Annotated in this window: 21 protein-coding genes and 1 pseudogene; 13 read left to right on the forward strand and 9 right to left on the reverse strand. The window is 45.7% G+C overall.

All coding sequences use genetic code 11. The features are described 5' to 3' along the window. Positions 1-225: pseudogene (locus L5M28_RS18520) on the forward strand (ISAs1 family transposase); the annotation flags it as partial. Here the strand turns inward: L5M28_RS18520 and L5M28_RS18525 are convergent. Further along, complete coding sequence (locus L5M28_RS18525) at positions 218-574, reverse strand: hypothetical protein (RefSeq protein WP_263204150.1); 357 nt, start codon at positions 572-574, stop codon at positions 218-220. The pseudogene L5M28_RS18520 and the gene L5M28_RS18525 overlap by 8 nt on opposite strands. 54 nt (positions 575-628) lie before the next feature. After that, entirely contained in the window at positions 629-952 is a 324-nt protein-coding gene (locus L5M28_RS18530) for an ankyrin repeat domain-containing protein (RefSeq protein ID WP_263204151.1), read from the reverse strand. 308 nt (positions 953-1,260) lie between these two features. Here L5M28_RS18530 and L5M28_RS18535 point away from each other — a divergent pair, with 308 nt between their 5' ends. From L5M28_RS18535 to L5M28_RS18545, 3 genes are all read left to right on the forward strand, one after another. Continuing rightward, on the forward strand, positions 1,261-1,914 hold the full coding sequence (locus L5M28_RS18535; RefSeq protein ID WP_105251829.1) for a peroxiredoxin-like family protein: 654 nt from the start codon (positions 1,261-1,263) through the stop codon (positions 1,912-1,914). 99 nt (positions 1,915-2,013) lie between these two features. Further along, positions 2,014-2,649, forward strand: coding sequence for a DUF2913 family protein (locus L5M28_RS18540; RefSeq protein WP_131523605.1), 636 nt, complete (start codon positions 2,014-2,016; stop codon positions 2,647-2,649). Positions 2,650-2,794: 145 nt separating this feature from the next. Next, positions 2,795-3,547, forward strand: a complete 753-nt coding sequence (locus L5M28_RS18545; protein ID WP_263204152.1) for a substrate-binding periplasmic protein — start codon at positions 2,795-2,797, stop codon at positions 3,545-3,547. A gap of 79 nt (positions 3,548-3,626) precedes the next feature. On the opposite strand, the gene L5M28_RS18550 is transcribed toward L5M28_RS18545, so the two are convergent. From L5M28_RS18550 to L5M28_RS18560, 3 genes are read right to left on the reverse strand one after another with little or no spacing between them, the layout of a single operon-like run. Then, on the reverse strand, positions 3,627-4,148 hold the full coding sequence (locus L5M28_RS18550) for a hypothetical protein (RefSeq protein WP_028761343.1): 522 nt from the start codon (positions 4,146-4,148) through the stop codon (positions 3,627-3,629). Between the two features lie 18 nt (positions 4,149-4,166). Then, positions 4,167-6,290, reverse strand: a complete 2,124-nt coding sequence (locus L5M28_RS18555; protein WP_263204153.1) for an aldehyde ferredoxin oxidoreductase — start codon at positions 6,288-6,290, stop codon at positions 4,167-4,169. A 16-nt stretch (positions 6,291-6,306) separates the two neighbouring features. Further along, on the reverse strand, positions 6,307-6,951 hold the full coding sequence (locus L5M28_RS18560) for a 4Fe-4S dicluster domain-containing protein (protein WP_105251824.1): 645 nt from the start codon (positions 6,949-6,951) through the stop codon (positions 6,307-6,309). A gap of 355 nt (positions 6,952-7,306) precedes the next feature. Here L5M28_RS18560 and L5M28_RS18565 point away from each other — a divergent pair, with 355 nt between their 5' ends. Then, entirely contained in the window at positions 7,307-9,676 is a 2,370-nt protein-coding gene (locus L5M28_RS18565; RefSeq protein ID WP_263204154.1) for an OmcA/MtrC family decaheme c-type cytochrome, read from the forward strand. Positions 9,677-9,831: 155 nt separating this feature from the next. Here L5M28_RS18565 and L5M28_RS18570 read toward each other — a convergent pair whose 3' ends face one another. Together L5M28_RS18570 and L5M28_RS18575 are read right to left on the reverse strand one after the other, a co-directional pair. After that, the gene (locus L5M28_RS18570; protein WP_263148861.1) at positions 9,832-11,610 is read right to left on the reverse strand and encodes a flotillin family protein; all 1,779 of its coding nucleotides are present in this window, start codon (positions 11,608-11,610) and stop codon (positions 9,832-9,834) included. A gap of 36 nt (positions 11,611-11,646) precedes the next feature. Beyond that, positions 11,647-12,282 (reverse strand): YqiJ family protein, encoded by a 636-nt coding sequence (locus L5M28_RS18575; RefSeq protein WP_028761348.1) that lies wholly within the window; start codon positions 12,280-12,282, stop codon positions 11,647-11,649. 437 nt (positions 12,283-12,719) lie between these two features. Here L5M28_RS18575 and L5M28_RS18580 point away from each other — a divergent pair, with 437 nt between their 5' ends. The 5 genes from L5M28_RS18580 to L5M28_RS18600 all read left to right on the forward strand — a co-directional run bounded on the left by L5M28_RS18580 (position 12,720) and on the right by L5M28_RS18600 (position 16,370). Beyond that, on the forward strand, positions 12,720-14,225 hold the full coding sequence (locus tag L5M28_RS18580) for a carboxypeptidase M32 (RefSeq protein WP_263204155.1): 1,506 nt from the start codon (positions 12,720-12,722) through the stop codon (positions 14,223-14,225). 443 nt (positions 14,226-14,668) lie between these two features. Then, the gene (locus L5M28_RS18585) at positions 14,669-15,166 is read left to right on the forward strand and encodes a GNAT family N-acetyltransferase (RefSeq protein ID WP_113939489.1); all 498 of its coding nucleotides are present in this window, start codon (positions 14,669-14,671) and stop codon (positions 15,164-15,166) included. Continuing rightward, a complete protein-coding gene (locus tag L5M28_RS18590; RefSeq protein WP_006082592.1) occupies positions 15,163-15,513 on the forward strand; it encodes a DMT family protein in 351 nt (116 codons plus the stop codon). The genes L5M28_RS18585 and L5M28_RS18590 overlap by 4 nt, the downstream gene beginning before the upstream one ends. A gap of 30 nt (positions 15,514-15,543) precedes the next feature. Continuing rightward, entirely contained in the window at positions 15,544-15,801 is a 258-nt protein-coding gene (locus L5M28_RS18595) for a DUF2960 domain-containing protein (protein WP_006082593.1), read from the forward strand. 59 nt (positions 15,802-15,860) lie between these two features. Beyond that, the gene (locus tag L5M28_RS18600; protein ID WP_263173219.1) at positions 15,861-16,370 is read left to right on the forward strand and encodes an RDD family protein; all 510 of its coding nucleotides are present in this window, start codon (positions 15,861-15,863) and stop codon (positions 16,368-16,370) included. 120 nt (positions 16,371-16,490) lie between these two features. On the opposite strand, the gene lptG is transcribed toward L5M28_RS18600, so the two are convergent. Both lptG and lptF read right to left on the reverse strand, forming a co-directional pair. Continuing rightward, complete coding sequence (gene lptG / locus L5M28_RS18605) at positions 16,491-17,549, reverse strand: LPS export ABC transporter permease LptG (protein WP_263204156.1); 1,059 nt, start codon at positions 17,547-17,549, stop codon at positions 16,491-16,493. Beyond that, the gene (gene lptF / locus L5M28_RS18610) at positions 17,546-18,658 is read right to left on the reverse strand and encodes an LPS export ABC transporter permease LptF (RefSeq protein ID WP_113939369.1); all 1,113 of its coding nucleotides are present in this window, start codon (positions 18,656-18,658) and stop codon (positions 17,546-17,548) included. Before lptF ends, lptG begins: the two co-directional genes overlap by 4 nt. Before the next feature lie 243 nt (positions 18,659-18,901). Here lptF and pepA point away from each other — a divergent pair, with 243 nt between their 5' ends. The 3 genes from pepA (at position 18,902) to L5M28_RS18625 (ending at position 24,154) form a co-directional block, all read left to right on the forward strand. Next, a complete protein-coding gene (gene pepA, locus L5M28_RS18615; protein ID WP_006082597.1) occupies positions 18,902-20,410 on the forward strand; it encodes a leucyl aminopeptidase in 1,509 nt (502 codons plus the stop codon). 343 nt (positions 20,411-20,753) lie between these two features. Continuing rightward, complete coding sequence (locus tag L5M28_RS18620) at positions 20,754-21,257, forward strand: DNA polymerase III subunit chi (RefSeq protein ID WP_105251817.1); 504 nt, start codon at positions 20,754-20,756, stop codon at positions 21,255-21,257. 20 nt (positions 21,258-21,277) lie between these two features. After that, a complete protein-coding gene (locus L5M28_RS18625) occupies positions 21,278-24,154 on the forward strand; it encodes a valine--tRNA ligase (RefSeq protein WP_263204157.1) in 2,877 nt (958 codons plus the stop codon). Positions 24,155-24,708 lie beyond the last annotated feature (554 nt).

Below are 24,708 nucleotides of genomic sequence, written 5' to 3' on the forward strand. Positions count from 1 at the left end.
AACCAGTTGCACTGGGTGCTGGATGTGAGTTTAGGTGAGGATGCGTGCCAGATATACCGTGGTAATGCAGCGACTAATCTTGCCACGATGCGACACTTTGGTTTGAATATGTTACGCGCTGAGAAGCGAAAAATGAGTATCAGAAGAAAGCAGCGTCAGGCATTGATGAATGAGGCTTATTTGGATGCGGTGCTTGAAGCCGGCATGAGTGTGGTTATTAAATGACCACTCGTAATCTCACCCTGGGTTGTCTTCCTCTTGGAAAACTTGAAAAGCCACATATATATGCCGAAATCAAATTCTCAATCGATAAGTGAGGATGCTCAAGCAACATTTTATAAGCATTAATACATTCATCATGACTATATTTGATTATCTGATTGACAGGATAACCACTTTGTTCAAGTGTTAGTATTTCTGCATTAGATAAACCGTCATTAGAATAGTGTGTAGTCCCAGACTCACAATCAAACTGGTCCCCATTATCTATTCTTTGCATATATCCATTTTCGTCTTTGATATAAGACTTTTTAAAATAGATTTTCTTTAATATTTTAAATAATCCCTTATCCATTTACAGCTCCCGTGATTGAATATTGAAGTACAATACAATTTATCGATGACCACGTTAAACGCCACCATAGCGCTCCAAATACTTCACCATTTTTTGACTCGTGGCGGTATAACTCCTCATATGAAATTCGCCATGCCAATGGGCCAGTTCAACAGGAAGATGACCTAAGTTATTGGCATGATTGACATCGGCTCCAGCTTCAAACAGTAACATGAGATTATCGAGTAATTGCAGTTGGCAGCAATGCAATAAAGCCGTCATATTTTGTGAGTCGATATATTCGACATCAACACCCTGTTTGACCAATTGTTTTACGGTAATGATATCGTGTTTTACCACTGCATCAATTAAGGCTTGCCCCATCAGCTTGTCGTTCACTCGTTTTAACCACTCCAACACTACGCTGTAATCGCGATAAAATCCAAATGGTTACCGTTATAAATACCTCACCAACCAACCCCATCGGTATCACATTGGTGCAATCATCTGCATTGGCTTGTAAGAATGTTCGGCAATTGCCGCTCTTTTAATGCTCATACCCGTTTAGTGCTAACTCGAACCACTCTATAAGCGAGTAAGGCATAACAAATACAGATTTACGCAATATCTCTTTGTCTAAAACGAGGGAAATATTAACAACAACGGCTTAAAAAACGAAGAAAACAAAACCAAATTAAGGACTTTATATGCAAACCGCTTCGATGTTACACAGGTTTTACTTCACAACCATCTTACTACTAACAAGTCTAACGGCTATTGCGCAACCCATTGCTAAGGATGAATTTTCCATCAGTCCGCTACTTAATGGTCAGCAAATCCCTAAGGTAAACTTACAAGATATCAATGACAAAACGGTCGATTTAGCAGAATTAACCCAGAAAAAGCCAACCATTTTCTTCTTTTACCGTGGTGGCTGGTGCCCATTTTGTAACAATCAAATGGGGCAACTAAAAGCGATTGAGCCTGAGTTATTAAAAATGGGTTTTCAGTTAGTGGGAATTTCACCCGATACGCCAGCTCAACTTAAGGCTTCGGCGGCAAAAAATGAACTTAAATATCTGCTGCTTTCCGATGAAAAAATGCTGGCATCCCAAGCCTTTGGTTTAGCTTTTTACACTAGCGAAAAAGTGACTGAAACCTATACCGCACGCCTTAAGCTCGAGAATCCTTTATGGATCACCCCTGAAGGTGCCAAACGTTTAGTCTTACCTGTACCCGCCATTTATATCAGCGACGACAAGGGATTGATTCATTTTCAATATATCAACCCAAACTACAAAGTAAGGCCCGCGCCAAAGCTGATTTTAACCGCCGCGAGTTTGGTGGGATCGCAAGAATAAATATCGGTTTAACGACCGCTTTGCTAAACTAGCTCCGCCGCAATCAATATCGTCCAAGTTCAAATAGATAACATCACTTCAGCCCGCGGCGGAGTCATAATGAATTCTCAAACCTATAACCAAGCTGTGCTCGAACTCGCCCTTGCGGGTCTTGCCGATTTAACCGCTTCAGCACAGACCAAGAAAGCCCAGCGCACCTCTGCGCAGGAAAGTCATTTTTTGTGTAATTGGATGGTCGAGTCCTTAAAGGAAAAACGCTTTTCTAAATTGGTAGCCGACGATCTCACGGCTTGGATACGTTTGGCTCGCAGCCAAGGTGCGGGCGCCGAACTCAAGCGTTTACTAGAAAGGATAGTGTATCAATATCAATCAGTTGAAACATCGGAGCCCGCTTTAGGTACGGCATTAAATGCCATGATTGAGACCTTAAAACAAGCCGATTGGTTAGTCTTTACTGACACTGAAATCAGTGCCAAGCTGAAACTCGATGGTGATGGTCAATCTAGCTTAGTGATTGATGCCAAAGAATTTAATCAACATATTAAAGACAATCAGCTGATCAAGCCAATCAACTTATATGTCCGCGCCGATGAACAGACACTAACGCGTATCGCCCTGTCCCATGGGTTATTGCTCAGCCAAGGCAACAAGAAAACCAGTTTGATTAAGCACCATAAAACCTATCAAATTTTCCCTAAAAATCAGCAACCCGCCCTGTGTCAGCTATTGGCTTAAGGTGTAATAGCGAAAAGCAGAAAATAACTTGAATATGGCGGATGTGACTGATTGTGATCCAATAAACAATTCATTCACACAGTTTAGGTAGAATGGCCATCGGATAGGCCTTGGCTAAAGCAGAGATAACAAGGATAAAAGCAATATGGTTAAGCGATGTTTGCAGTATAAACACTTAGTTCGATTTGCCTTGTTCACCCTTTGCTTGACTCAACAGCATGCCTTTGCGGAACAGCTCAAATACAATATCACTGGCTCCTATTCTTGGTATCCGTATTTTATCGGTGATCAAGCCGAGGCGCCGGGGATGATCACTGAGCTTATTCCGATGATTTTATCTATGGCTGAAATCAAAGGTGAAATCCTAGCCCTGCCGCCAAAGCGCACCAATAATGCGCTAGAAACCGGTCAACTCGACTTTGATATCGTCAGCCCTAGTTGGTTTGAAAAGCAGGATTTAGGGCCGCTGTTTGTCAAATCGGCCCCCATAATGCAAATCACTGAATATGTGGTCACATTGCCAGAGAATGTCAGTAAATATAAAGATATCAGCCAGATAAAAGGCCAAGAAATAGGTACAGTGCGCGGTTATTTATATCACGACGATAAAGATTTTATCCGCGCAGACTTTACCTCAGAGCAGGAGCTGATCAAAGCCTTAGATAAACACAGAGTCAACGCTGTTATTGCTGGTAATTACCCGGCGTTGTATTGGTCGACTCAATTGCGGATCTCAGTCGCACTGGCGGCAGTGCATTCTGATGGTGACTTAGTGTTTAGGTTACGAAAAGAACATGCCGATTTGCTTCCTGCCATCAATCAAGCCATAGCGACACTGAAGGCCAATGGTAAAATTGACGAAATCATCAAAAAGTACACTCAAACGCTGGCAAGCTAATTTCACGCTAGCTATATGAGATATTGCAATAAAAAAGCGCCCGAAGGCGCTTAATCGATATCAATGAGGTCGCAGAATCTCAGTTTGACCATTCACAAGGATCATAATTAGCGAGGACGGCCGCATAGCTGTGACTCAACCCCAGAGTAGAGTAGTAATAACCTTTCCCCTGATTGTCCACTGCATAATGGATATCCTCGGCCCCAAGCTGTTGTGGTAATTGCTCACGCACATTGGCTAATGTAGGCTCATCATAAAGATAGGGGGCAAACGTCAGTACACTCTCCAGATAGACCTCAGTATGGCGGCAACTATTGCGACGGATCTGGGCAATAATCGCCTCAAACGCTTCACCCCGCTCCAATGCTAACCATTGCTCAGCGTAACGTTCAACTATGCTTCTGTCGGAATAGAAGAAATACCGCTTATCCGACAAACGCATCTGCACATCCTTGTAAGCCTCATTGAGGATCAGGCGAATATAACTGTTAACCGTTTGCTCACTATCCCACTCGAGCCCTGCCACGGCGGCGATTTGCTCCGCCGTGACTAAGCGTCCGTGTTGGCTAAATACCCTGATATAACCGACAAGTTCAATCATAGTGTCCAACTATAGTGTTCAACTGGGTAACAGGCCTCGCGCCGCCAATCTATCGGCAACAAAACCTAGGCTAAACTTGTCGAGCGTGGCCCGAGTTGGCGCACCGGTTTGAATATCCCAACCAAAGGCTTCATAGAACATATCCAGCGCCGTTTGCATGTCAGCGCGGTCCATCTTGATGGTGCCCTCTTGACCGAAGTTTTTATCTGGATTCAAATCATAAACCCAGTCACTGAGGACATCATGCTCTTCGCGCATATTGCTTTCATTCATTTGCAATACGGTTAAGGCACGGTGTAAATGCAGCACTCTTTCCGCCTTAAAGTCCAATTCCGTTTCTGTGGTTTCAATCCCAGTCACTAAACTGAACATCTGCGATTCAATGGTGCTATCGCCTTCATAGTTGCGATTTTTATCCGGTGATGCCAGCAGTGGGAACATCCAATTACACAGTGTCAGAGAGTCATGTAATACGTTTTTCACCAGCGACCATTTTGCAAAACGGATCTTAGCCGCATTGATTGGGGTATACCAATTCACCTTATCGAATGCACCTTCACCCCATTTTTTCTCGGCAATCGCCACTGTCATATCGTGTGGCAAACCACTGTTAACTATGTTGATGTGGGAATGGCACTGAGCATCACGGTTAAAGACGACGTTGATTAACGTACCCACCTGACCCGCGGTTTCACTAGCATGGTGCACGGCAGCATTGGTTTTCTTGTTGAATACCTTAGTGGCACTTTCTTTATGAATATCCCAATTACCTAACTTGGGATTGGTTCCATCTAACCCCCAACGCTTGATCAAATCATATAAGCCGTCGGCCATATGGGAGATTTCACCTTCTTTAAACGCCACTCGGCGATAAAAATCAAGTAAGAAAGCGGGATCTTGGTTATCCCAAAGCGCCCAAGGAATACTGTTAAATTCATCTTCAGGTAATAAATGCTTAAACATATCCTTTGTTTTTAGGAATTTAAATAGATGAGAAATGGAGCCATAGTTACACCAAATACCATAGTCATCGAGAATATGAGCCCCTAAAGCGCCCGCCATCGCATGTGCTTCTGTACCATTTTTGGTGCCCATTAAATACTGTGGTACGAGGAATCCCATACAGACGTTAGATATATGTTCGGTTTTACGACCGTATTTGCTTTTCAATTCAGGGACTTTTAGCTCGCAGAAGCAACGTATTGGGCATGAATGACAGCCTCCCGTACGCTTCATCCACTTATTGGCGTATTCCACACCTATGTAGCTTTCTGCCATCGAAGTTCGAAACCCAATACGATTGCGTTCATTCCATGGCACTTCGCCTAAATCGATTTCTTGATCGGCAGCGCCCCACTTCAAACCGGGCCGAGATTTCCAGCGGCTGATGGGTGCTGAGTACTCAGCCCAAGATTGCGGCGTTGAAGGAACGACACCATTATTGTTGGCACCGATAATACCTAAAATATGGTCATCTAAGGCACGCATCTTTTCATTATTGGCGGCGATTTTAACGGCGCCAGTGCCGATAATGCCGATCCCTTTACAATTTTTTGACCCCATTACCGAGCCATGACCACCTGCTGAGTGCCCGCCCTGAGTCATAATGACAGAAAGAGGCACTTGGTTTTCACCCGCTTGGCCAATCGCAGCGACTTGTGCATTAGGTCCCATCATTTGCGCAATCATGGCGTGGGTATCAAATATACCTTTACCCCATAGGGCGTCAGCAGGTTCAATCGTGACCTTATCATCCACAATTTTAAGCCACACAGGACTGCTCGCTTTGCCTTCTATTGCAATCGCATCGAAACCCGCAAATTTCATTGCGGGTGAAAAATGCCCACCAAAGTGACCATCGGCAATCAGATGTTTTTCAATGACGGGACTACGGGAAGTAATGGTTGTTCGTCCAGTACAAATAACGCCTGAACCCGTTAATGGTCCGGCAGAAAAGACAATAATATTATCTGGGTCGATTGCTGTAATATTATCCTTATGATCATCCCACAATATTTTATAACCAATCCCCATACCACCGATGTAGTCATAATATTTATTGATTGACTCATACCATATATGATTAGTTGTTAAATTAACTCTGAGGACTTTACCCGCCCAACCACCTATTTTATCACTCATATTATTTCTCCTGAATTTAAGAAACTAAGCCGGTATATTTTTCGTATTGTTCTAATGCAGCTTCAGCCTCTTCCCAGTTATAAAATTTAATTGCACCTGTAGGACAAACTTGCGCGCAGGCAGGTTTACCGTTACATAAATCACATTTGACGGCTTTCATTTTACTGCGAACAACTTTAATGACTTGCTGAGGACACTTATCTGCACAATAACCACATCCGACACAACGTTCTTCATCAATCACTTTGGCGCCAGTCTGTTCATTCGTTGAAATAGCTTGCTGTGGACAAACTTCAGTGCAAACTTCGCAGTGGCGACAAGTAGAAGGAACAACGGTTTTATCGCCGCATTCTCCTCGTTGTATTTCATAGTCAAATTGCACACCATGTGGGCCATAGTTCATATTTCTTTCTACTTTGACGCGGGCAAGTGTCGGACTGCTATCCCCTTCATGGTTCCAACCACAGGCAATTTCACAGCGTCTGCAGCTAACACAAACCGTAGGGTTCACCACCATGAGTCCACCAGGCATGACTTCTACTATCTCTTGGCTATTACTGTCACTGCCACAACCGGTCAGAAAACTTATTAATGTTCCGCTATAAACTGTACCGACAGCAACGCCCATACCGCCTTTAAGCATTCCTCTTCTGGTAATCATATTTGATCCTTTATTAGTCAAAGCAATATAATTAAAATATGCATACACTTTGATTCCCGACAATTTATGCTAAAGTAATTATGTCTTTGATTTTTAACCTGCGTCACAATTACCCATATTGGGGCATTATTAGATCAAGTTACACGACATGCATCAGAGTAACGTTTTCAAGAATTAACAATTAAACATCTAGCAAATTTAAATAATGCCTCACTTCAAATTACCTTAATATAATTAACAAATAATTTTTAAATTTGGTTAATTAAGTGCAACTCGACTCATAACTAAGTTAATATCTATACCGCATACATTCCGATTAGAGTCCCGACAGAATCTAATTAAAAAGGAATGGAAAATGATGAAAACGAATACCCGTTCTCAATGGAAAATCTTTACGCCAATGGCAGTCGCAGTCTGTCTGATGACAGCCTGTTCCGATGGTGACGATGGGAAAGAAGGTCCACCAGGGATTGTGAGTATCAGCATTGAACAAGCGGATACACTCAAAGCGACAATAGAAAATGTGGTTATCGATGCGCAAACCCATGTTCAGGTCGATTTCTTCCTCAGCAATGCCAATGGTATTGCGGTCACAGGGCTAGAAAACCTGAAGGAGCTAGATACCTTAGCTGTCGGTATTGCCAAATTAGCACCGCCGCAGGAGCACTATCAAATCACCCAAGCCGCGGCTAATGCTATGGCAACAACTGGCACAGAAGTCATTAACTCTGCAGCAAGCGCGACAGATGCTGCGTTGCAATGGACCAGTTACATCAATAATCAAGTAGAACCTGCCACAAATGCCCAAGCGAATGCACAGACTCAGTGGCAAGCAGGCATTGAAAGCAACTGTAAAACGGCGTGTCTAACCTCCTTAGGCGCGGGCCAATACCGTTACACTTTGAGTAAACCACTCACGGGTTACTCCCAATTTACGGGGATAGATACCCAGTACTCGCCTGAGCTCACCCACAGGATTTACCTAGAGTTAAAACCGTTAGCAAACAGCACAATCGACACTCAGTTGATCAACAGCGTGTACGATTTTGTGCCCGCCACAGGACAGACTGTCGCGGCGGATATGGGCCGTAAAGTGATCGCGCCGGAACAAGCCTGTTTTCGATGCCATAACCCAGACTTAGCCAATACCGATACTCGCCTTTTGATGCACGGCAATAAACGTTTTGCCTTTGAGGGCTGCGTTGTCTGTCACACGACTTACTCTGGCGATCCTGAAACGGGTAATAGCCTTGATATGGCGACATTGACACACCAGATCCACCAAGCCAAATATCAAATTGTAGGTTACAAGGGGCAGCTATATGACTACGCCAATGTGACCTTTCCCGGTGATATGACCCAATGTCAGCAATGCCATATTCCCGGCGCAACGGCGCAAAGTGGCAATAGTAATATCCCCAGTAAAACCGCGTGTCTTGACTGTCACAAAGCGCAAATTCCCGCAGATTGGAATGGCACTGTAGCGGGGTTATTCCACAATAGGGAAATTTTTGCCAACCCATGGACACTGGGCTGTAGCGGCTGCCACCCTGATAGCACTAATCCTGAAGGTGTTGGGCTTTTCCACAATGCCGCCGTGAAAACAGCCACTAAGCTGGTGAGCGATTTCCAAGTTAAGTTACTGAGTTCGCAGCTAAGCGTTGAAGCTAAGACCCTTGCGGTGACATTGCAAGTGCAGCAATTGGAGCAACTGCCCGCCAGTCAGCCTATGATAAAATCCTTCTGGTTGATTGCCACAGGTGAAACAAATAGCGCGAACATGCCAATCAATAACGGCCAGCGTAAAGTGTGGGATTTATTAGCAAACACGAGCGACGTCGCCTTAAAAATTACCGCACCCAATCAGCTAACAGTCACTATATCTAACCTGTCGGCTGCCGATTTTGGCGATCTGAGTCAGTCAAAACTCTACAGTAAACTAGTGCTCTGTGCCGATAAAAATACCGGCTTTGCCGTTAACTGTAATATCGCAAATCAAGAGGTGAGTCTCAGTGCCATTAATTCGCTAAGCCTGCAAGGTCAAGCTGTTACAGCAAAAGCTAAGGTCGATGAACAGGCCTGTCGCCAATGTCATGATCAAGGATTAGAAGATAGAGTTCTGTCGGCGCATCAAATGAAAGGAATTTTTGAACCCAATAGCAGCTGTGGCACCTGTCATGCACCGCAAACAGCAACCGCACTGACCGATGGGCAATGTCAAAGTTGCCACAGTAATGATGCGATTATGTATCTCAATGCCAATGTGATGCATACTCCTGGGGCCAGCCAAATCAAGCCCTATCGCACCATCAACAATACTTTGAGCTACAGGGAAATGGTGCATTCACTGCATGCGGGAACCCGCACTGTAGTGGGTTTTGATAACCCACGTCCCGAACTCACTTACCCTAATGCAAAAAATAACTGTAGTGTTTGCCATAGCGCAGGACAGCTCAGTCTCGAGGGGCTAAGTGCACAACAATCCCTGTTAGTTGCGACACCCGATGCAGCCAACATAGGGCAAATTGCCGAGTACTCACCAACCTTAGCAACCTGCACGGCTTGTCACACGCTTATCGATAGTTTAATCGTCCATGCACGCAGCTTTGGCGGAGTTTACCAAAGTGATGCCAGCGGTGGTCGAATTTACCAATCAGGACAGGAGTCATGCGCAACCTGTCATGCCGAAGGTCGCTCATCAGGGGTCGACAAGGTACACAAATAAGCCGTTAGATTTGATTTAATGCAAAAAAAACGCTCACCATAATGGTGAGCGTTTTTATTTCATTCGTATTATTTATCAATACTTTATCCGCACAAGGCTCAAAAGAGCAACGGCGAGCGCTTTACTTGATTTGACTTAGTTTAATGTCGTTGAGATTAAGGCTTGAGCACACTTTGGCTCTCTACTGCCTGCGTTTGGCTATAGTCCTTAGGTCTAGAGTTCGACAAGGTAACACCACTTAAGGCTTCGGCGGTTAATGTGTTATTACCGTTCAATAAATCATTCAAGGTTCCAGAGTCACCATTCACTAATCCTAACTCCCTGAGCATGGCATCGATAACAGGCGCATTGGCGCGATAGTTTAACGCTGCACTGGTCACTTGCTCTGCGATACCACCTTGATGGTGAGCACCTTCGCCACCCGCAGCAAATTGATGACCTGCACCATAACCTTGAAGAATCTTAATACCTTCGATGTTTTCTAACGGCTTAACGGCTTGTGCCACAATTTCAGGCAAGGCCTTCAAAATGGCGAGGGATTTTTGCAGGGCGATCTGCTCATCACTTAAGACGTTTTCAGCTTCATAAAGTGCTTGTTTACCTGCGGCTTCAACGGCATAAACTTTTTCATCCGCTTCAGCCTGCAGTTTTTTCGCATCGGCACTGGCGCGCGCTTCAATCAGAATAGCACTCGATCTGTCTTCAGCGGCACGTTTCTCAGCTTCGGCCTGCACTGTTACGCCGACAGCATCACGCTCAGCTTCCTTACGAGCATCAATCACTTCAATCTCTTTGCGACGATTAGCTTCTGCCACTTGGCGCGCTGTGATTACCGCTTCTTCTTTTTCAACTTTCAGTTTTTCGGCTTCAGCTGCACGAGCACGGGCAGCTGATTCTTCTTCAGATTTGGCCGCAACCGCAATGCGTTTTTCCTGCTCAGAAACTTCGATATCCCTTTGCTGTTGAATGCGCGATTGCTCAATCGACTTATACTTTTCAATCTCACGGGTTTCGATATCTTTGGTCTTTTCGATTTCAGCGGTTTCAATGGCGCGCTCTTTGGCAATCTCGGCTTCGCGTTCTTCACGAGCCTTGTTTTCTTTCTGCTTAATAATCTCCGCTTTTTGATCGGCGCGTTTAAATTCTAACGACTGTTGCTGGATCAGGCGCGCTTCTTCTTCCGACTTTTCAATCTCTAAGGATTCCTTTTCAGCTTCAAGGTTACGCTGCTCGATCTTAATGCGGTTTTCCTGCTGAATATCGTTGGTTTCCTTGCGTTTCTCTTCGATAATCTTCGCCAGACGCGCACGACCTTCGGCGTCAAATGCGTTGTTTTCATTAAAAAACTGCAAATCAGTTTGATCGAAACCCGTTAATGAAACCGATTCGAGTTCGAGACCGTTTTTCTCGAGATCGTTGGCGACGTTATTTTGCACCCGTTGCACAAAATCGGCACGCTGCTCATGCATTTCTGTCATGGTCATTTCGGCGGCCACGGCACGCAGCACGTCAACAAACTTAGATTCCATCAGCTTTTTAAGCTCTTCAACACGGTTTGTACGCGTGCCTAAGGTTTGCGCTGCCATTGAAATACCATCGGAATGTGGGGCTACACGCAAGTAGAAATCGGCCTTCACATCGACACGCATTCTGTCCTTAGTGATCAGCGCATCTTTCTGGGTTTTCTCCACTTCGATACGCAGAGTGTTCATGTTTACCGAGATGGTTTCATGTAATACAGGCAACACAATAGCGCCGCCATCTTTAATGATTTTCTCACCACCAAAGCCGGTACGCACAAAGGCCATTTCTTTGGTTGCACGTTTATATAACTTGGCGAAAATTAACCCGATCACAATGAGGCCGAGTAGCACCATACCCGCAACGAGCAAAATAAAACTACCGGATGAACCTACGTTTGTTAACACATCCATTTGATTTCCTTTCAATTGATTTATGGCTTGGGAAGATTAATTATCAAAACGCGTAGCAGACCAGACTCGGCCTTCTCGCTTAAGCAGCACGACTTGAGTGCCTGAGGCAAACTCGATATCCGAAGTTTCGGGCTCGACTAAAACGTAATGTTTTTGTTGATGTTTATCACGAACGACGGCTTCAGAGGGCATGCCTTTAATTGCGCAACCTAAGGTAATAGTGCCGACATAGCCGCTAAGATCATCTAGCGAGATCGCACTCGATTCATTTTTAGGTAAATGATCAGCAAGCACTCGGCCAAAATAACGGCAAGAAAATGCACTAGCGACAATAGCAATGGGTAAAGTGAACAGTTGCGGCAGTAAAAAACCGGCAAGACTAACACTGATAAAATTGACGATATAACCCGCAATCGCAAAACTGGTCAGCGCAAGCACAAACCAAATAAGTAATGGGAGTCTATTTAGACACAGCCAACCGGCAATGCCCGTGAGTCCACCCGCGCCCACATCAGCATCATATTCCACATCAGCAGGCACCCATTGGTCTAACGCACTTAACATGCTTAAACCTATGAATAATGCGAAGACTTCAAACACACCAAGGGCCAGTACGCAGGCAAAAGCTATGGTGTAAGGTAAATTAGGCTGTTCAACTAAAAACGCCCACATAATCATCTCCTTGAACAATACAGCATTCCATTTATTTCACTGTAATTATCGACTTAACCATCACAGAATAGCAAGGCAAGCACAATTTCCAAACTAAAAATTGTCCCTAAAACAGATTTTGACTATCGCTCTGCTGCGCCAAAATCGCGTGACCATCTTCGCTATTAGTACCCTATCGAAAACCACTTTAACACTACAACTCCCTTTTTAACTTAGCGCTAGCGCTGCAAATAGCCGCAATCGCCATATATGGCGTGGATGCCATTTATTCAGGAGCAATAAATGGCCTTGCCTCAAGTGCGTTACTATAGCGTTAATATCAGCCCACTGAGTCCTGCATCTTTAGGTTGTTTGAGTATACTGTTGACGTCATTATATGATCATCCTGTTATTGTTATTTATTCGCGCAGGATTTGATGCGCCAGAAGGGAAATTCCATGGACTCACCCAAGAGCAAAGTACCAACACCAAGTTACGATAAACTGACAGCACATTTTCAAAAAATTTCTCACTTTGAACATTTCAGCGCTCTAGGTGACTGGGATCAAGCAGCCATGATGCCTATGGGCGGTAATAGCGATCGCGGCGATGCAATGGCTGAACTGGCGCGACATATCCACACACTCAAAACCTCAACTGTCTTAGCCGAACACTTACACGGCGCGACGGACGAATCTCTCACAACGGAACAACAAGCTAACCTGCGGGAAATGCAGTACCAATATCAACAGGCAAATTTAGTGCCCGGCTCTCTCGTGCAAGCCAAAACTAAAATGGCCTATCAATGTGAGAATGCGTGGCGTGAACAACGTAAAAATAATGACTGGCAAGGCTTTAAGCCCAATCTAAAAGCGGTCATCGACCTTGCCAAGGAAGAAGCGCAGATCCGCGGCGAAGCGCAAAATATCACGCCCTATGATGCCCTGCTCAATAAATTTGAGCCGGGAATGACCTCGCCAAAGCTGGACCAAACCTTTGGCGGACTGAAAGATTGGCTACCGACACTTATCCAAGAAGTGCTGGCTAAACAGGCAAACGAGCCTAAGTTAACGCTAAATGGTCCCTTCGATGTTAGCGCGCAGCAAGCCCTAGGCCGAGACGTAATGGATTTTCTGGGTTTTGACTTTAACCACGGTAGGCTGGATATCAGCAGCCATCCATTCTGTGGCGGCGTGCCAAGCGATGTACGGATAACGACTCGCTACAATGAGGCTGATTTCAGTAGTGCAATCATGGGCATAGTTCATGAAACAGGCCATGCCAGATACGAGCAAGGTTTACCTCAAGCGTGGCGCGGACAACCTGCGGGACTGGCGCGTTCTATGGGTATCCACGAGAGCCAGAGTCTATTCTGCGAAATGCAACTCGGGGCAAATCCGGCATTTTTACGCCAATTGCAGCCTAAAATTGCGCAACATCTTCATTGTCATTTTAGCGCCCAAGAATTAGCACAGCATTACACCCGCGTAGCGCCCGGACTTATCCGTGTAGATGCTGATGAAGTCACCTATCCTTGCCACATTTTACTGCGCTTTGAGGCAGAAAAAGCCTTTATCGACGGCAGCTTAACCGTAGATGATTTACCTGATTTTTGGTCGACGCAGATGCAACAACTACTGGGGATTAATACCGATGGCAACTACCGAGACGGTTGCATGCAGGATATCCATTGGGCCGTTGGTGAACTAGGGTATTTTCCCAGCTATACCTTAGGCGCCATGTATGCCGCCCAATGCCGTTTTGCGATGGAAAAAGCCTTAGGACCAATTGAAACCCTGATCGATGCAGGCAAGTTGAACTCTGTATTCCAATGGTTGAGTGAACACATTTGGTCTAAGGGATCTTTGCTCACAACCGATGAACTGATACGCCAAGCAACGGGCGAAACCCTAAATGGTCAATATCTTGAGCGTCACCTGCGCCAACGATATCTGGGCACTTAACCGCTGCTAATACTTATACCCAAGCTACCTGAAGAGTCGAGTTTCAGAGCGCCTAGGGTGCATCAATTCAAGGCGCATCAATGACAGAATGTCGGCCACCTTTTGAATTGATGCAACACGGAAGTGAAGTGCCCTAGGCGCTCCGTCCCGGCGGGTTTTAACGCACTTTATGCTGCGTTGGTTATTTTTAACTTAGCCCACTAGGTCTGCAAATAACCGCCTTGCCTAAAGTGCGTTAAATTCCCGCTGAATCCTGTATCTTCAGGTTGTTTGGGTATACAAGCGCTGAAAGCTCAATTTATAAGGGTTTTAAAGCGCTTTATATTACCGCTGGAGCCTGCATTTTAACGCTGCTTGAGGTTATAATGCCGAGCTTATTTGAATCAGGACTCTTTCCACGGAGTTCCTTCAACAGGACTCTTGAAACAGGATAAATGTCGGCCATGTTACTGCGTGCAATCACCCCAGAGGATTGGGATGCCATTTTAGCGATCCAAGACGAGTGTTACTCACAACTGGATCCTGAGCCACTGCACGTACTGCAAAGTAAATGGCAGGTATCACCTCAGTCCTGTTTTGTGTTCGAAGTGGATAAATCGGTTGTCGGTTATTGCTTGGCCCACCCATGGACCGCCAATATGCCGCCAGCGCTATATCAGCCCATCACCCATTTACCCAAGGCTGATACCTTATACCTACACGATATTGCGATTTCGGCCAAAGCCCAAGGTTTAGGCGCTGGAGCGAAGGCGCTGACCCGCCTAACACTACTGGCTGATCGCTATAATCTCAATTCCTTATCCCTCGTAGCCGTACAAGGTGCCGACAGCTATTGGCTTAAAATGGGTTTTAAACCTAAGGCAATCGATAAATGTCTTGGCAGCTATACTGATGATGCTATGTATATGATTTATAAATTTAATCATAGAGATGAAAAATGAATCCAACCCTAACCACTATCGGTTTACTTTGCTTAAGTAATATTTTTATGACCTTTGCTTGGTACGGGCATTTGAAAACGCTAGGCTCAAAACCTTGGATTATTGCGGCCTTAGTGAGCTGGGGTATCGCCCTATTTGAATACTTGCTGCAAGTGCCTGCTAACCGTATCGGCTACACAGTAATGAATGTCGGCCAGTTAAAAATTTTACAAGAAGTCATCACCTTAAGTTTGTTTGTCCCCTTTGCCTATTTCTATATGAAAGAACCATTGAAGCTCGATTATCTGTGGGCAGGACTGTGCATCTTAGGTGCTGTGTATTTTATTTTTAGAAGTGAATTTAATTAATTTCAGACTTATTTCAGGAGAGCTCCCCCCATGGCCCGTCAAGTCACTTATACCTTCAAAGGTAAGACGAAAACTATCGCCTTTAGCTACGACAAACACCATGATTTATATGAAGCTGTGGCCGAAGCCGAGGGCATAGATCTGACCAAATTTTTGGCTATGGAACAACAAGTCGCCATGACATCTCGTAAAGGTGCCAAGGCTGAAAAAGAATTCAGGAAAGTAGAGTTTGCCCGCTTTGGTTTTAGCAATATCCACTTTGTCAGAGATGAAGAACCTGAAGCCTAAGCTAATGTATTAATTGTTTTTTGTATTAGCTTTAAGCACTTCAATAACAGGACACTGTAATGCTCAATACCGAACATGCTAACTTCCCCCGCGCAGGATTCTTCCGCCGCCTAGGCGCTGCAGTTTACGATTCGATGTTAGCCGTGGCCGTCTATATGGTTGCTGGCGCAATGGGCTTTGGGATTTTCTACGGCCTCACCGCTTCAGGACTGGCTGGCATGAATGGCTTTGAGCATGTCTCAGATGCACTCAATGGCACGCCAGCTTATCAGGGAATTTATCAACTTTGGCTTGCCTTGTGTGTCGGCACTTTCTATGCATTATTCTGGAGTAAGGGCGGTCAAACCTTAGGGATGCGCGCTTGGCGGCTTAAAATTCAACATCCTAATGGCCAAAACTTAAGCCTGATCACTGCCTACGCTCGCATCATTTGGTCACTGCTCGGCATTGGCAATTTATGGATTTTAATCAATGATGATAAGCGCGCACTGCAGGATATGATGACTCGCTCGGAAGTGGTCGTGCTGTCTAAAGAAGCCAACCAAATGCGTAACTGGCATGGGGCATAAGTTTATTCTTAAGTAAATCCGAAATACAAAAAACGACGCAAAAGCGTCGTTTTTTATGGGCTATTTTTATGGACTATTCTTAATTGACGAAATCCGGAGTAAGGAGTAATAAGCTGCGTATCATCGCCGGATAAAGTAGAAGGCAACGCCAGTAAACAACAAGCTTGGTGCAACAGCCCCCACATAAGCGGGTAGCTCATACACTATACTCATGGGGCCAAAAATCTCATTACTGATATAAAAGCTAAAACCTGCTACGACCCCAAGTAATACGCGCGCGCCCATAGTCACAGTCCGCAGCGGACCAAATACAAACGACAGTGCCACTAACATCATCACTGCGACCGTCACGGGCTGCATCACCTTGCGCCATAAAGCAAGCTCATAACGGCTTGGATCTTGACTGTTAGTTTTAAGGTAATCAAGATAACCGACCAGACCACGTATAGATAACGCCTCGGGTTTAATCGACACTACGCTGAGCTTATCTGGCGTTAAACTCGATTGCCATTGGTCTTCTTCAAGATACTCAAGCACGACTTTTTCATAGCTTAAATCAGTACGTTTAACGTCAAATAAACGCCAGCGATCTTGGGAAAAGGCCGCTCGGTCTGCGTGAACTACATTGGTGAGCTTAAGTTCGCTATTGAATTTATAAAGCGTGATATTGCTGAGTTTATTGATGTTTTCAACTTCACCAATATTAACGAACAAATCACCATCCTTTGCCCAAATTCCACGATGGGACTTAATTAAACTCCCACCAGAGAGTTTAACAGCTTGCAACTCATTGGCTTTTTGCTCAGCAATCGGTGCGCCCCATTCCCCTAAAACCATCACCAATAACATCAAAGGCACAGCAGTTTTCATCGCCGACATAGTGATCTGTAAACGTGACATGCCAGAAGCTTGCATCACCACAAGTTCGGAATTCGATGCCAACATTCCCATACCAATCAAAGCGCCTAGCAAGACGGCCATAGGGAAAAACATTTCAATATCCCGTGGCACTAAAAATAAAACATAGATGCCAGCATCCATCATGCTGTAGGTGCCACGGCCAACTAAACGCAGCTGATCAACCCATTTGATGATGCCCGACAAACCAGTCAACACCAGCAAACAAAGCGCTGAAGTGCTTAACAATATTCTGGCGATATAAAGGTCTAATATCTTCATGCTGCCACCTTCTTATTGGCAAACAAGGACGATATACGACTGAAAATAGGCCTATCTTTGCCGAGCAAGAATAACCCCATCAAGAGCGCAGAAACATGGATCCACCACATACCTAAATACAATGGAATAATCCCATCTTGCAATGCCTTACGTCCCGCGACCATTAGCCCAAAATAGCCAAGATATAAAAGTACTGCTGGGAACATCTTAGCAAACTTACCTTGGCGCACATTCACCCGCGCCAACGGCACAGCAATTAGTGTCATAATTGGAATCGCGAGCGGGATAGCAAGACGCCAGTGGAATTCAGCAGCGGCTTCAGCACCTTCAATTTTAACGAGTTCATCAACGGGCAGTGCAGATAACTTACGGCGACGCTCATCAACTTGCTGCTCTTTAATTTGCATTTTATAACCACCAAATTCGATCATTTGGTAGTCCTTCGCCTTCGGGCTGCCTTGATAACGCACGCCGTCATTCAAGTTCAATTGTTGAGCACCTGAACTATCTTCCTGTACTCGTCCACCTTTAGCCACCACGACATTGGTCACGCCAGTTTCATCATCAGGATCTGGCAACTGGGCTACAAACACTTTATCTAACTCGTTATCTTTACCAATACGCTCAACAAATAATACCGCGCGACCATTGGGACTCGCCTGAAAACGCCCTTGGATTAAGGCGGCAAGACCCGCTTCAGACTGGGCTTTTTCGAGCACTTGGTTTTGCTGTTCTTCTGCCCAAGGGGCTACATAAAGGGATAAATAGCCAGTAAACAGCATATTGATCACGGCGAGGATCAGCGTTACGCGGGTGACATACCACTCACTGACCCCAACACCGTGGAGAATGACCATTTCATTTTCGGAATACATACGGCCGTGGGCCAGTAAAATACCCAAGAACAAACTTAACGGCAGGACTAAGATCACCAGATAGGGCAAGTTAAGCCCAATCAGGGTCATAATTAAAGAGGCGGGAAAATCGCCGTCGGAGGCATCGGCCAGTATACGCACGAAATGCTGGCTAATAAAAATAGTTAACAGCACTAAAAGTACCGCAATTTGTGCCTTTAAAACTTCTCGAATAAGGTATTTAAATACAATCACAGGCAGGATCCGGTCTCTAAACTTATCTTTTTGCTGGTAACAGACTAACTTTCATGTAAACTGTTTACTTTTGATAGTTTTCTGACCAGCTTCAGGGGTTCTAGGTAAACTTAACGTCACGAAATGCGTGACTCAAGCGCCGAGAATAAATCACCTTTGGAGTAATAACTTAGGCCCTTTTCGGGACAAGCAGACATTATCCAATAAATATAAAAATTTGTCTTTAAGAATCTAGGAGTGCTCATGGAGTTTAGCGTAAAGAGCGGTAGCCCCGAAAAACAACGCTCAGCCTGTATCGTGGTCGGTGTTTATGAACCCCGTCGTCTGTCGGGTATCGCGGAGCAATTAGATAAAATTAGCGAAGGTTATATCAGTAACCTACTGCGTCGCGGCGATCTGGAAGGTAAACCTGGCCAGATGTTATTGCTGCACCATGTTCCTAACGTATTGAGTGAACGTGTATTATTAGTGGGTTGTGGCAAAGAACGAGAATTAGACGAACGCCAATACAAACAAATCATCACTAAAACAATCAACACCCTTAACGAAACGGGTTCAATGGAAGCGGTTTGCTTCTTAACTGAACTGCACGTGAAAGGACGCGATACGTATTGGAAAGTACGTCAAGCGGTTGAAACCACTAATAGCAGTCTTTATAGCTTTGATGCCCTGAAGACCCGCAAAGGTGAAACTCGCCGTCCATTGCGTAAATTAGTGTTCAATGTCCCGACTCGCCGTGAATTAACCTTAGGTGAGCGCGCCATCGAGCATGGTATGGCAGTATCTGCTGGTATGCATTTATGTCGCGATGTAGCCAACATGCCACCGAACATCTGTAATCCAGCCTATTTAGCTTCACAAGCTCGCCAAATGGCTGAAATACACGACACTCTGCATGTCACCACTATTGGTGAAGAGCAAATGGCCAAACTGGGCATGAACTCATACCTTGCCGTCGGTCGCGCCAGTGCCAACGAATCCATCATGACAGTGATGGAATACAAGGGCGCTGTCGATAGCACAGAAAAACCAATCGTATTAGTCGGTAAAGGATTAACCTTCGACTCGGGTGGTATTTCATTGAAACCTGGCGAAGCCATGGACGAAATGAAGTACGACATGGGCGGCGCAGCAGGTGTAATCGGCACCATGAAAGCCATCTGTGACATGAAGTTACCTATCAACGTTGTGGGTATTCTGGCTGGCTGTGAAAACATGCCATCGGGTAATGCTTACCGTCCAGGTGATATTCTGACCACTATGTCAGGCCAAACCGTTGAAGTGTTAAATACCGATGCGGAAGGCCGTCTAGTCCTATGTGACGTATTAACCTATGTTGAGCGTTTCGATCCTGAATTGGTTATCGATACTGCAACCCTGACTGGTGCGTGTGTGATTGCCCTTGGTAAACACGCATCGGGTCTGTTCTCATCCCATAACCCTCTGGCACACGAGCTATTAAGTGCCGGTGAGCAAAGTGGTGACCGCGCATGGCGCATGCCATTGTGGGATGAGTATCAAGATATGCTCGACAGCCCGTTTGCTGACATGACCAACTTAGGTGGCCGTCCTGCTGGAGCTATCACAGCAGCATGTTTCCTTTCGCGCTTTGCTAAAAAGTACAACTGGGCTCACTTAGACGTTGCAGGCACAGCTTGGAATAGCGGTGCTAACAAAGGTTCTACGGGCCGTCCAGTGCCACTATTGACTCAGTTCCTGATCAATCGTGCTGGCGTCGAACTCGGCGAATAACCAACTATCCGGCCTTAGTGTGTTAAAGGCTCGATAAATGAAAGGCGAAGATGAAAATCTTCGCCTTTTTTATTTTCTTAATTTAATCAGAAAATCGATTTCCTGAATAAATTAAGAAAATAAAAAAACTGAACAACTAATGGTTTTAGAATCATTTTTCAAAGAGTTATAGTTCTACCCTCTTCATCTCCAACGGTTTGAAAGCATCCCATTAAGTCCAGCCAGACAGTGATAGATAAAACCTCAGCGCAAGGTTTGCCCTAAGCATTAACCCATACTGACTTTTAGTGTAAACTGCTGCTTTCGTTCGCCACTAAAACAAGTGAAGCAAGGCATTGAAATCATGACTCAAGTGCTGTTTTATCTTATGCCGCCAGTAGCATCGCCTGCCAAAGCCAAGGCTGATTCACCTGTTGCAACCGCGAATGCGAACCCTGCACTTTGCGAGATGCATCTTCTGGCATGCCAACTGGCGCAGCAGGCTTTTGTGAAGCAACAATGGGTCTATATCCATTGCCAAGATAAACAGCAAGCCCATGCAATTGATGAACTTTTATGGCAGTTTGAGCCAAGTGCTTTTGTGCCCCATAACCTCAAAGGTGAGGGCCCGATGACGGGATCGCCGGTAGAAATTGGTTTTGATCGCCTCGGCGCCAACAAAAGTCGCCAAGTTCTGATTAATCTTGCAGACCAAGCGCCCCCATTTGCGGTAAACTTTGGCCACATTATCGATTTTGTTGCCAATGACGATCAGCATAAAGCGGTCGCTCGCGAACGTTATCGACAGTATCGCGGCTTAGGGGTCAATTTACAGACCCAAGACTTAGCAACACATCCACTTAATTAGTTTGAGACAGACACGTTCCCATGGAAAAAACATACGATCCGCAGTCCATCGAGCAAACGCTTTACCAAAACTGGGAAGAGCAAGGTTACTTCAAGCCACACGGCGATGAATCCAAAGGCAATTATTGCATTATGATCCCGCCACCTAACGTGACGGGCAGCTTGCACATGGGCCACGCCTTCCAAGACACCATTATGGATACCTTAACCCGTTACCAACGGATGAAAGGCAAAAATACCCTATGGCAAGTCGGTACTGACCATGCGGGTATCGCCACCCAAATGTTGGTTGAGCGTAAGCTTGAAGCCGAAGAAGGCAAAAATCGCCATGACCTAGGTCGCGATGCCTTTATGGATAAAGTGTGGGAATGGAAAGCGCAATCGGGCGGCACTATCACTAAGCAGCTACGTCGTATGGGCGCTTCTGTTGATTGGGACCGCGAGCGTTTCACTATGGACGAAGGCTTGTCCAAGGCCGTGCAAGAAGTGTTTGTACGTCTGTACGAAGACGAGTTGATTTATCGCGGTAAGCGTTTGGTCAACTGGGATCCAAAGCTGCACACGGCTATCTCTGATTTAGAAGTGGAAAGCAAAGAAAAACAGGGCCACATGTGGCATCTGCGTTATCCACTGGCCGACGGTGAACTGACAGCCGATGGTAAAGACTATTTAGAAGTCGCTACCACGCGCCCAGAAACCATGCTCGGCGACAGTGCGGTTGCAGTGCATCCCGATGATGAACGCTATCAAGCGCTGGTCGGTAAGTTTATTCTGTTGCCGATTGTTAACCGCCGCATTCCTATCGTGGCCGACGATTACGTCGACATGGCCTTTGGTACTGGCTGCGTGAAGATCACCCCAGCCCATGACTTTAACGACTATGAAGTCGGTAAACGTCACAACCTGCCCATGTTCAACGTGCTGACCTTAGATGCCGCCATTCGCGTGAGCGCTGAAGTGGTGAACTCTGACGGTACCTTTAACAAAACGCTCGATGGCAGCCTGCCTGAACGCTTTGCTGGACTTGATCGTTTTAAAGCCCGCGATGCTATCGTCGCCGAATTTGACACCTTAGGTCTGCTCGAAAAAATCGCACCTCATGCCTTGAAAGTGCCTTACGGCGATCGCTCAGGTGTGGTTATCGAGCCGATGCTGACCGACCAATGGTATGTGGCTGTTGCGCCAATGGCGAAAACGGCTATCGAAGCCGTTGAAAATGGCAGCATTAAATTTGTACCACAGCAATACGAGAACATGTACTTCTCGTGGATGCGTGACATTCAAGACTGGTGTATTTCACGTCAATTGTGGTGGGGTCACCGCATCCCAGCATGGTACGACGAAAATGGCAAAGTCTATGTCGGCCGCAACGAAGCCGACGTCCGTGCTAAGCACAATATCGCCGACTCGATGACATTACGCCAAGACGAAGACGTACTGGACACTTGGTTCAGCTCAGCCCTGTGGACTTTCTCGACCTTAGGTTGGCCTGACAATTTAGAAGATTTAAAAACCTTCCACCCAACCGACGTGTTGGTGACAGGTTTTGACATCATCTTCTTCTGGGTTGCCCGTATGATCATGATGACCATGCACTTCATCAAAGATGAAGACGGTAAACCACAAGTCCCGTTCAAAACCGTCTACGTAACCGGTCTTATCCGCGATGAAGCGGGTAACAAGATGTCAAAATCTAAGGGCAACGTACTCGATCCATTAGACATGATCGACGGTATCGGCCTTGAAGATTTAGTTGAAAAACGTACCGGTAATATGATGCAGCCACAACTGGCCGCCAAGATTGAAAAGAGCACTCGCAAAGAGTTTGCTGACGGTATAGAAGCCCACGGCACTGATGCACTGCGCTTTACGCTTGCGGCAATGGCATCAACGGGTCGTGACATCAACTGGGACATGAAGCGCTTAGACGGTTACCGTAGCTTCTGTAACAAGTTATGGAACGCCTCACGCTACGTGCTGATGAACACAGAAGATCAAGATTGCGGCCCAGGTTCACCAGAGCACAAAGGTGGCGAGATGGAGCTGTCGTTGGCCGATCGCTGGATTATCGGCTTGTTCAATCAAACCGTTAAGACCTTTGACGATCACATGACAGCCTATCGTTTCGACTTAGCGGCCAATACCCTGTATGAGTTCACTTGGAACCAGTTCTGTGACTGGTACTTAGAGTTAACCAAACCGGTATTGCAAAACGGCAGCGAAACGCAAATGCGCGGCACCCGTCACACCTTAGTGACAGTACTCGAAGCGATGCAACGCCTGATGCACCCTATGATGCCGTATATCACTGAAACCATTTGGCAGCGCGTTAAACCGTTAGCAGGTATCGCAGGTGATACCATTATGCTTGCGCCGTTCCCAACATTTGATGCCGCTAAAGTCGATAGCGCAGCAATGGCCGATTTAGAATGGGTTAAGCAAGTGATCGTCGCGGTGCGTAACATTCGCGCCGAACTGAACATTGCCCCATCTAAACCGCTAAATGCCCTACTTCGTGGTGTTAGCGCGCAGGATAAAGCCCGTGTAGAAGCGAACCAAACCTTCTTCACTACGCTTGCCCGCTTAGAAAGCATGACCATTTTAGCCGATGGCGAAACTGCGCCTATGTCGACCACAGGTTTGATTGGCGAAATGGAGCTACTGATCCCTATGGCAGGCTTAATTGATGTCGCCGCCGAAATGGCCCGTATCGACAAACAGCTTGAAAAGCTCGGCCAAGAGATCGCTCGCATCGAAGGCAAATTATCGAACCAAGGTTTTGTGGCAAAAGCTCCAGCCGAGGTTATCGACAAAGAGCGCGCCAAGATGGCCGATCTCAAGCGAGATATGGACAAACTCAATGAACAAAAATCTGAGTTCGCTAAGTTAGAAGCTTAAGCTTCTCATTTACTCTGATTCACTTGTTATGATTAGTTCTAACTGAATGAAGGGCTGCCACTTGGCTGCCCTTCTTGTATCTATATCGCTGCAATCTTTGAGCAACTATGAGCCTTAATCTACGCTTTTGAGCCAGATGCCGCCTTTAACCCGAGTCAATTCTAAACACTGCCCTTTAACTTACTACACCGCATTGAAACCACCTCACCATTCATCCTCATCACTCCCCGTGGTCTATCGCTCACGAGCTCACACGTAGCCCATCACTGCCGACATAAGTAAACACCACACATGTAGACTAAAGAACAGCTAATACCTCTAGAGACAGCACTGAGAGACTGACATGGGTATCCAATGTCGTCATAGACTCTCAACACAGGCAAAAGCAGATTCTTCAGTGAGTTGAACCTAAGAAAGAGAAGTGTTTAAAACGAAATGGCTAAAGATAGCGACACCGAAGATAGCTAAGGTAAAGCAAAAGATGATGATGCAAAGTTAAGGTTAAACCTAAGCGGGTAAAAATATAATGAGTTAAACCACTACAGACTAAAAAT

It is taken from the genome of Shewanella sp. SW32 (assembly GCF_025653365.1).
Taxonomy (GTDB): Bacteria; Pseudomonadota; Gammaproteobacteria; order Enterobacterales; family Shewanellaceae; genus Shewanella; species Shewanella oncorhynchi.

What these genes read in the sequence shown, in the direction of transcription:
- L5M28_RS18525 (WP_263204150.1), bottom strand. Translation starts at nt 574, where the DNA reads ATGGATAAGGGATTATTTAAAATATTAAAGAAAATCTATTTTAAAAAG.
- L5M28_RS18535 (WP_105251829.1), top strand. Translation starts at nt 1,261, where the DNA reads ATGCAAACCGCTTCGATGTTACACAGGTTTTACTTCACAACCATCTTA.
- L5M28_RS18540 (WP_131523605.1), top strand. Translation starts at nt 2,014, where the DNA reads ATGAATTCTCAAACCTATAACCAAGCTGTGCTCGAACTCGCCCTTGCG.
- L5M28_RS18545 (WP_263204152.1), top strand. Translation starts at nt 2,795, where the DNA reads ATGGTTAAGCGATGTTTGCAGTATAAACACTTAGTTCGATTTGCCTTG.
- L5M28_RS18550 (WP_028761343.1), bottom strand. Translation starts at nt 4,148, where the DNA reads ATGATTGAACTTGTCGGTTATATCAGGGTATTTAGCCAACACGGACGC.
- L5M28_RS18555 (WP_263204153.1), bottom strand. Translation starts at nt 6,290, where the DNA reads ATGAGTGATAAAATAGGTGGTTGGGCGGGTAAAGTCCTCAGAGTTAAT.
- L5M28_RS18560 (WP_105251824.1), bottom strand. Translation starts at nt 6,951, where the DNA reads ATGATTACCAGAAGAGGAATGCTTAAAGGCGGTATGGGCGTTGCTGTC.
- L5M28_RS18565 (WP_263204154.1), top strand. Translation starts at nt 7,307, where the DNA reads ATGATGAAAACGAATACCCGTTCTCAATGGAAAATCTTTACGCCAATG.
- L5M28_RS18570 (WP_263148861.1), bottom strand. Translation starts at nt 11,610, where the DNA reads ATGGATGTGTTAACAAACGTAGGTTCATCCGGTAGTTTTATTTTGCTC.
- L5M28_RS18575 (WP_028761348.1), bottom strand. Translation starts at nt 12,282, where the DNA reads ATGTGGGCGTTTTTAGTTGAACAGCCTAATTTACCTTACACCATAGCT.
- L5M28_RS18580 (WP_263204155.1), top strand. Translation starts at nt 12,720, where the DNA reads ATGGACTCACCCAAGAGCAAAGTACCAACACCAAGTTACGATAAACTG.
- L5M28_RS18585 (WP_113939489.1), top strand. Translation starts at nt 14,669, where the DNA reads ATGTTACTGCGTGCAATCACCCCAGAGGATTGGGATGCCATTTTAGCG.
- L5M28_RS18590 (WP_006082592.1), top strand. Translation starts at nt 15,163, where the DNA reads ATGAATCCAACCCTAACCACTATCGGTTTACTTTGCTTAAGTAATATT.
- L5M28_RS18595 (WP_006082593.1), top strand. Translation starts at nt 15,544, where the DNA reads ATGGCCCGTCAAGTCACTTATACCTTCAAAGGTAAGACGAAAACTATC.
- L5M28_RS18600 (WP_263173219.1), top strand. Translation starts at nt 15,861, where the DNA reads ATGCTCAATACCGAACATGCTAACTTCCCCCGCGCAGGATTCTTCCGC.
- lptG (WP_263204156.1), bottom strand. Translation starts at nt 17,549, where the DNA reads ATGAAGATATTAGACCTTTATATCGCCAGAATATTGTTAAGCACTTCA.
- pepA (WP_006082597.1), top strand. Translation starts at nt 18,902, where the DNA reads ATGGAGTTTAGCGTAAAGAGCGGTAGCCCCGAAAAACAACGCTCAGCC.
- L5M28_RS18620 (WP_105251817.1), top strand. Translation starts at nt 20,754, where the DNA reads ATGACTCAAGTGCTGTTTTATCTTATGCCGCCAGTAGCATCGCCTGCC.
- L5M28_RS18625 (WP_263204157.1), top strand. Translation starts at nt 21,278, where the DNA reads ATGGAAAAAACATACGATCCGCAGTCCATCGAGCAAACGCTTTACCAA.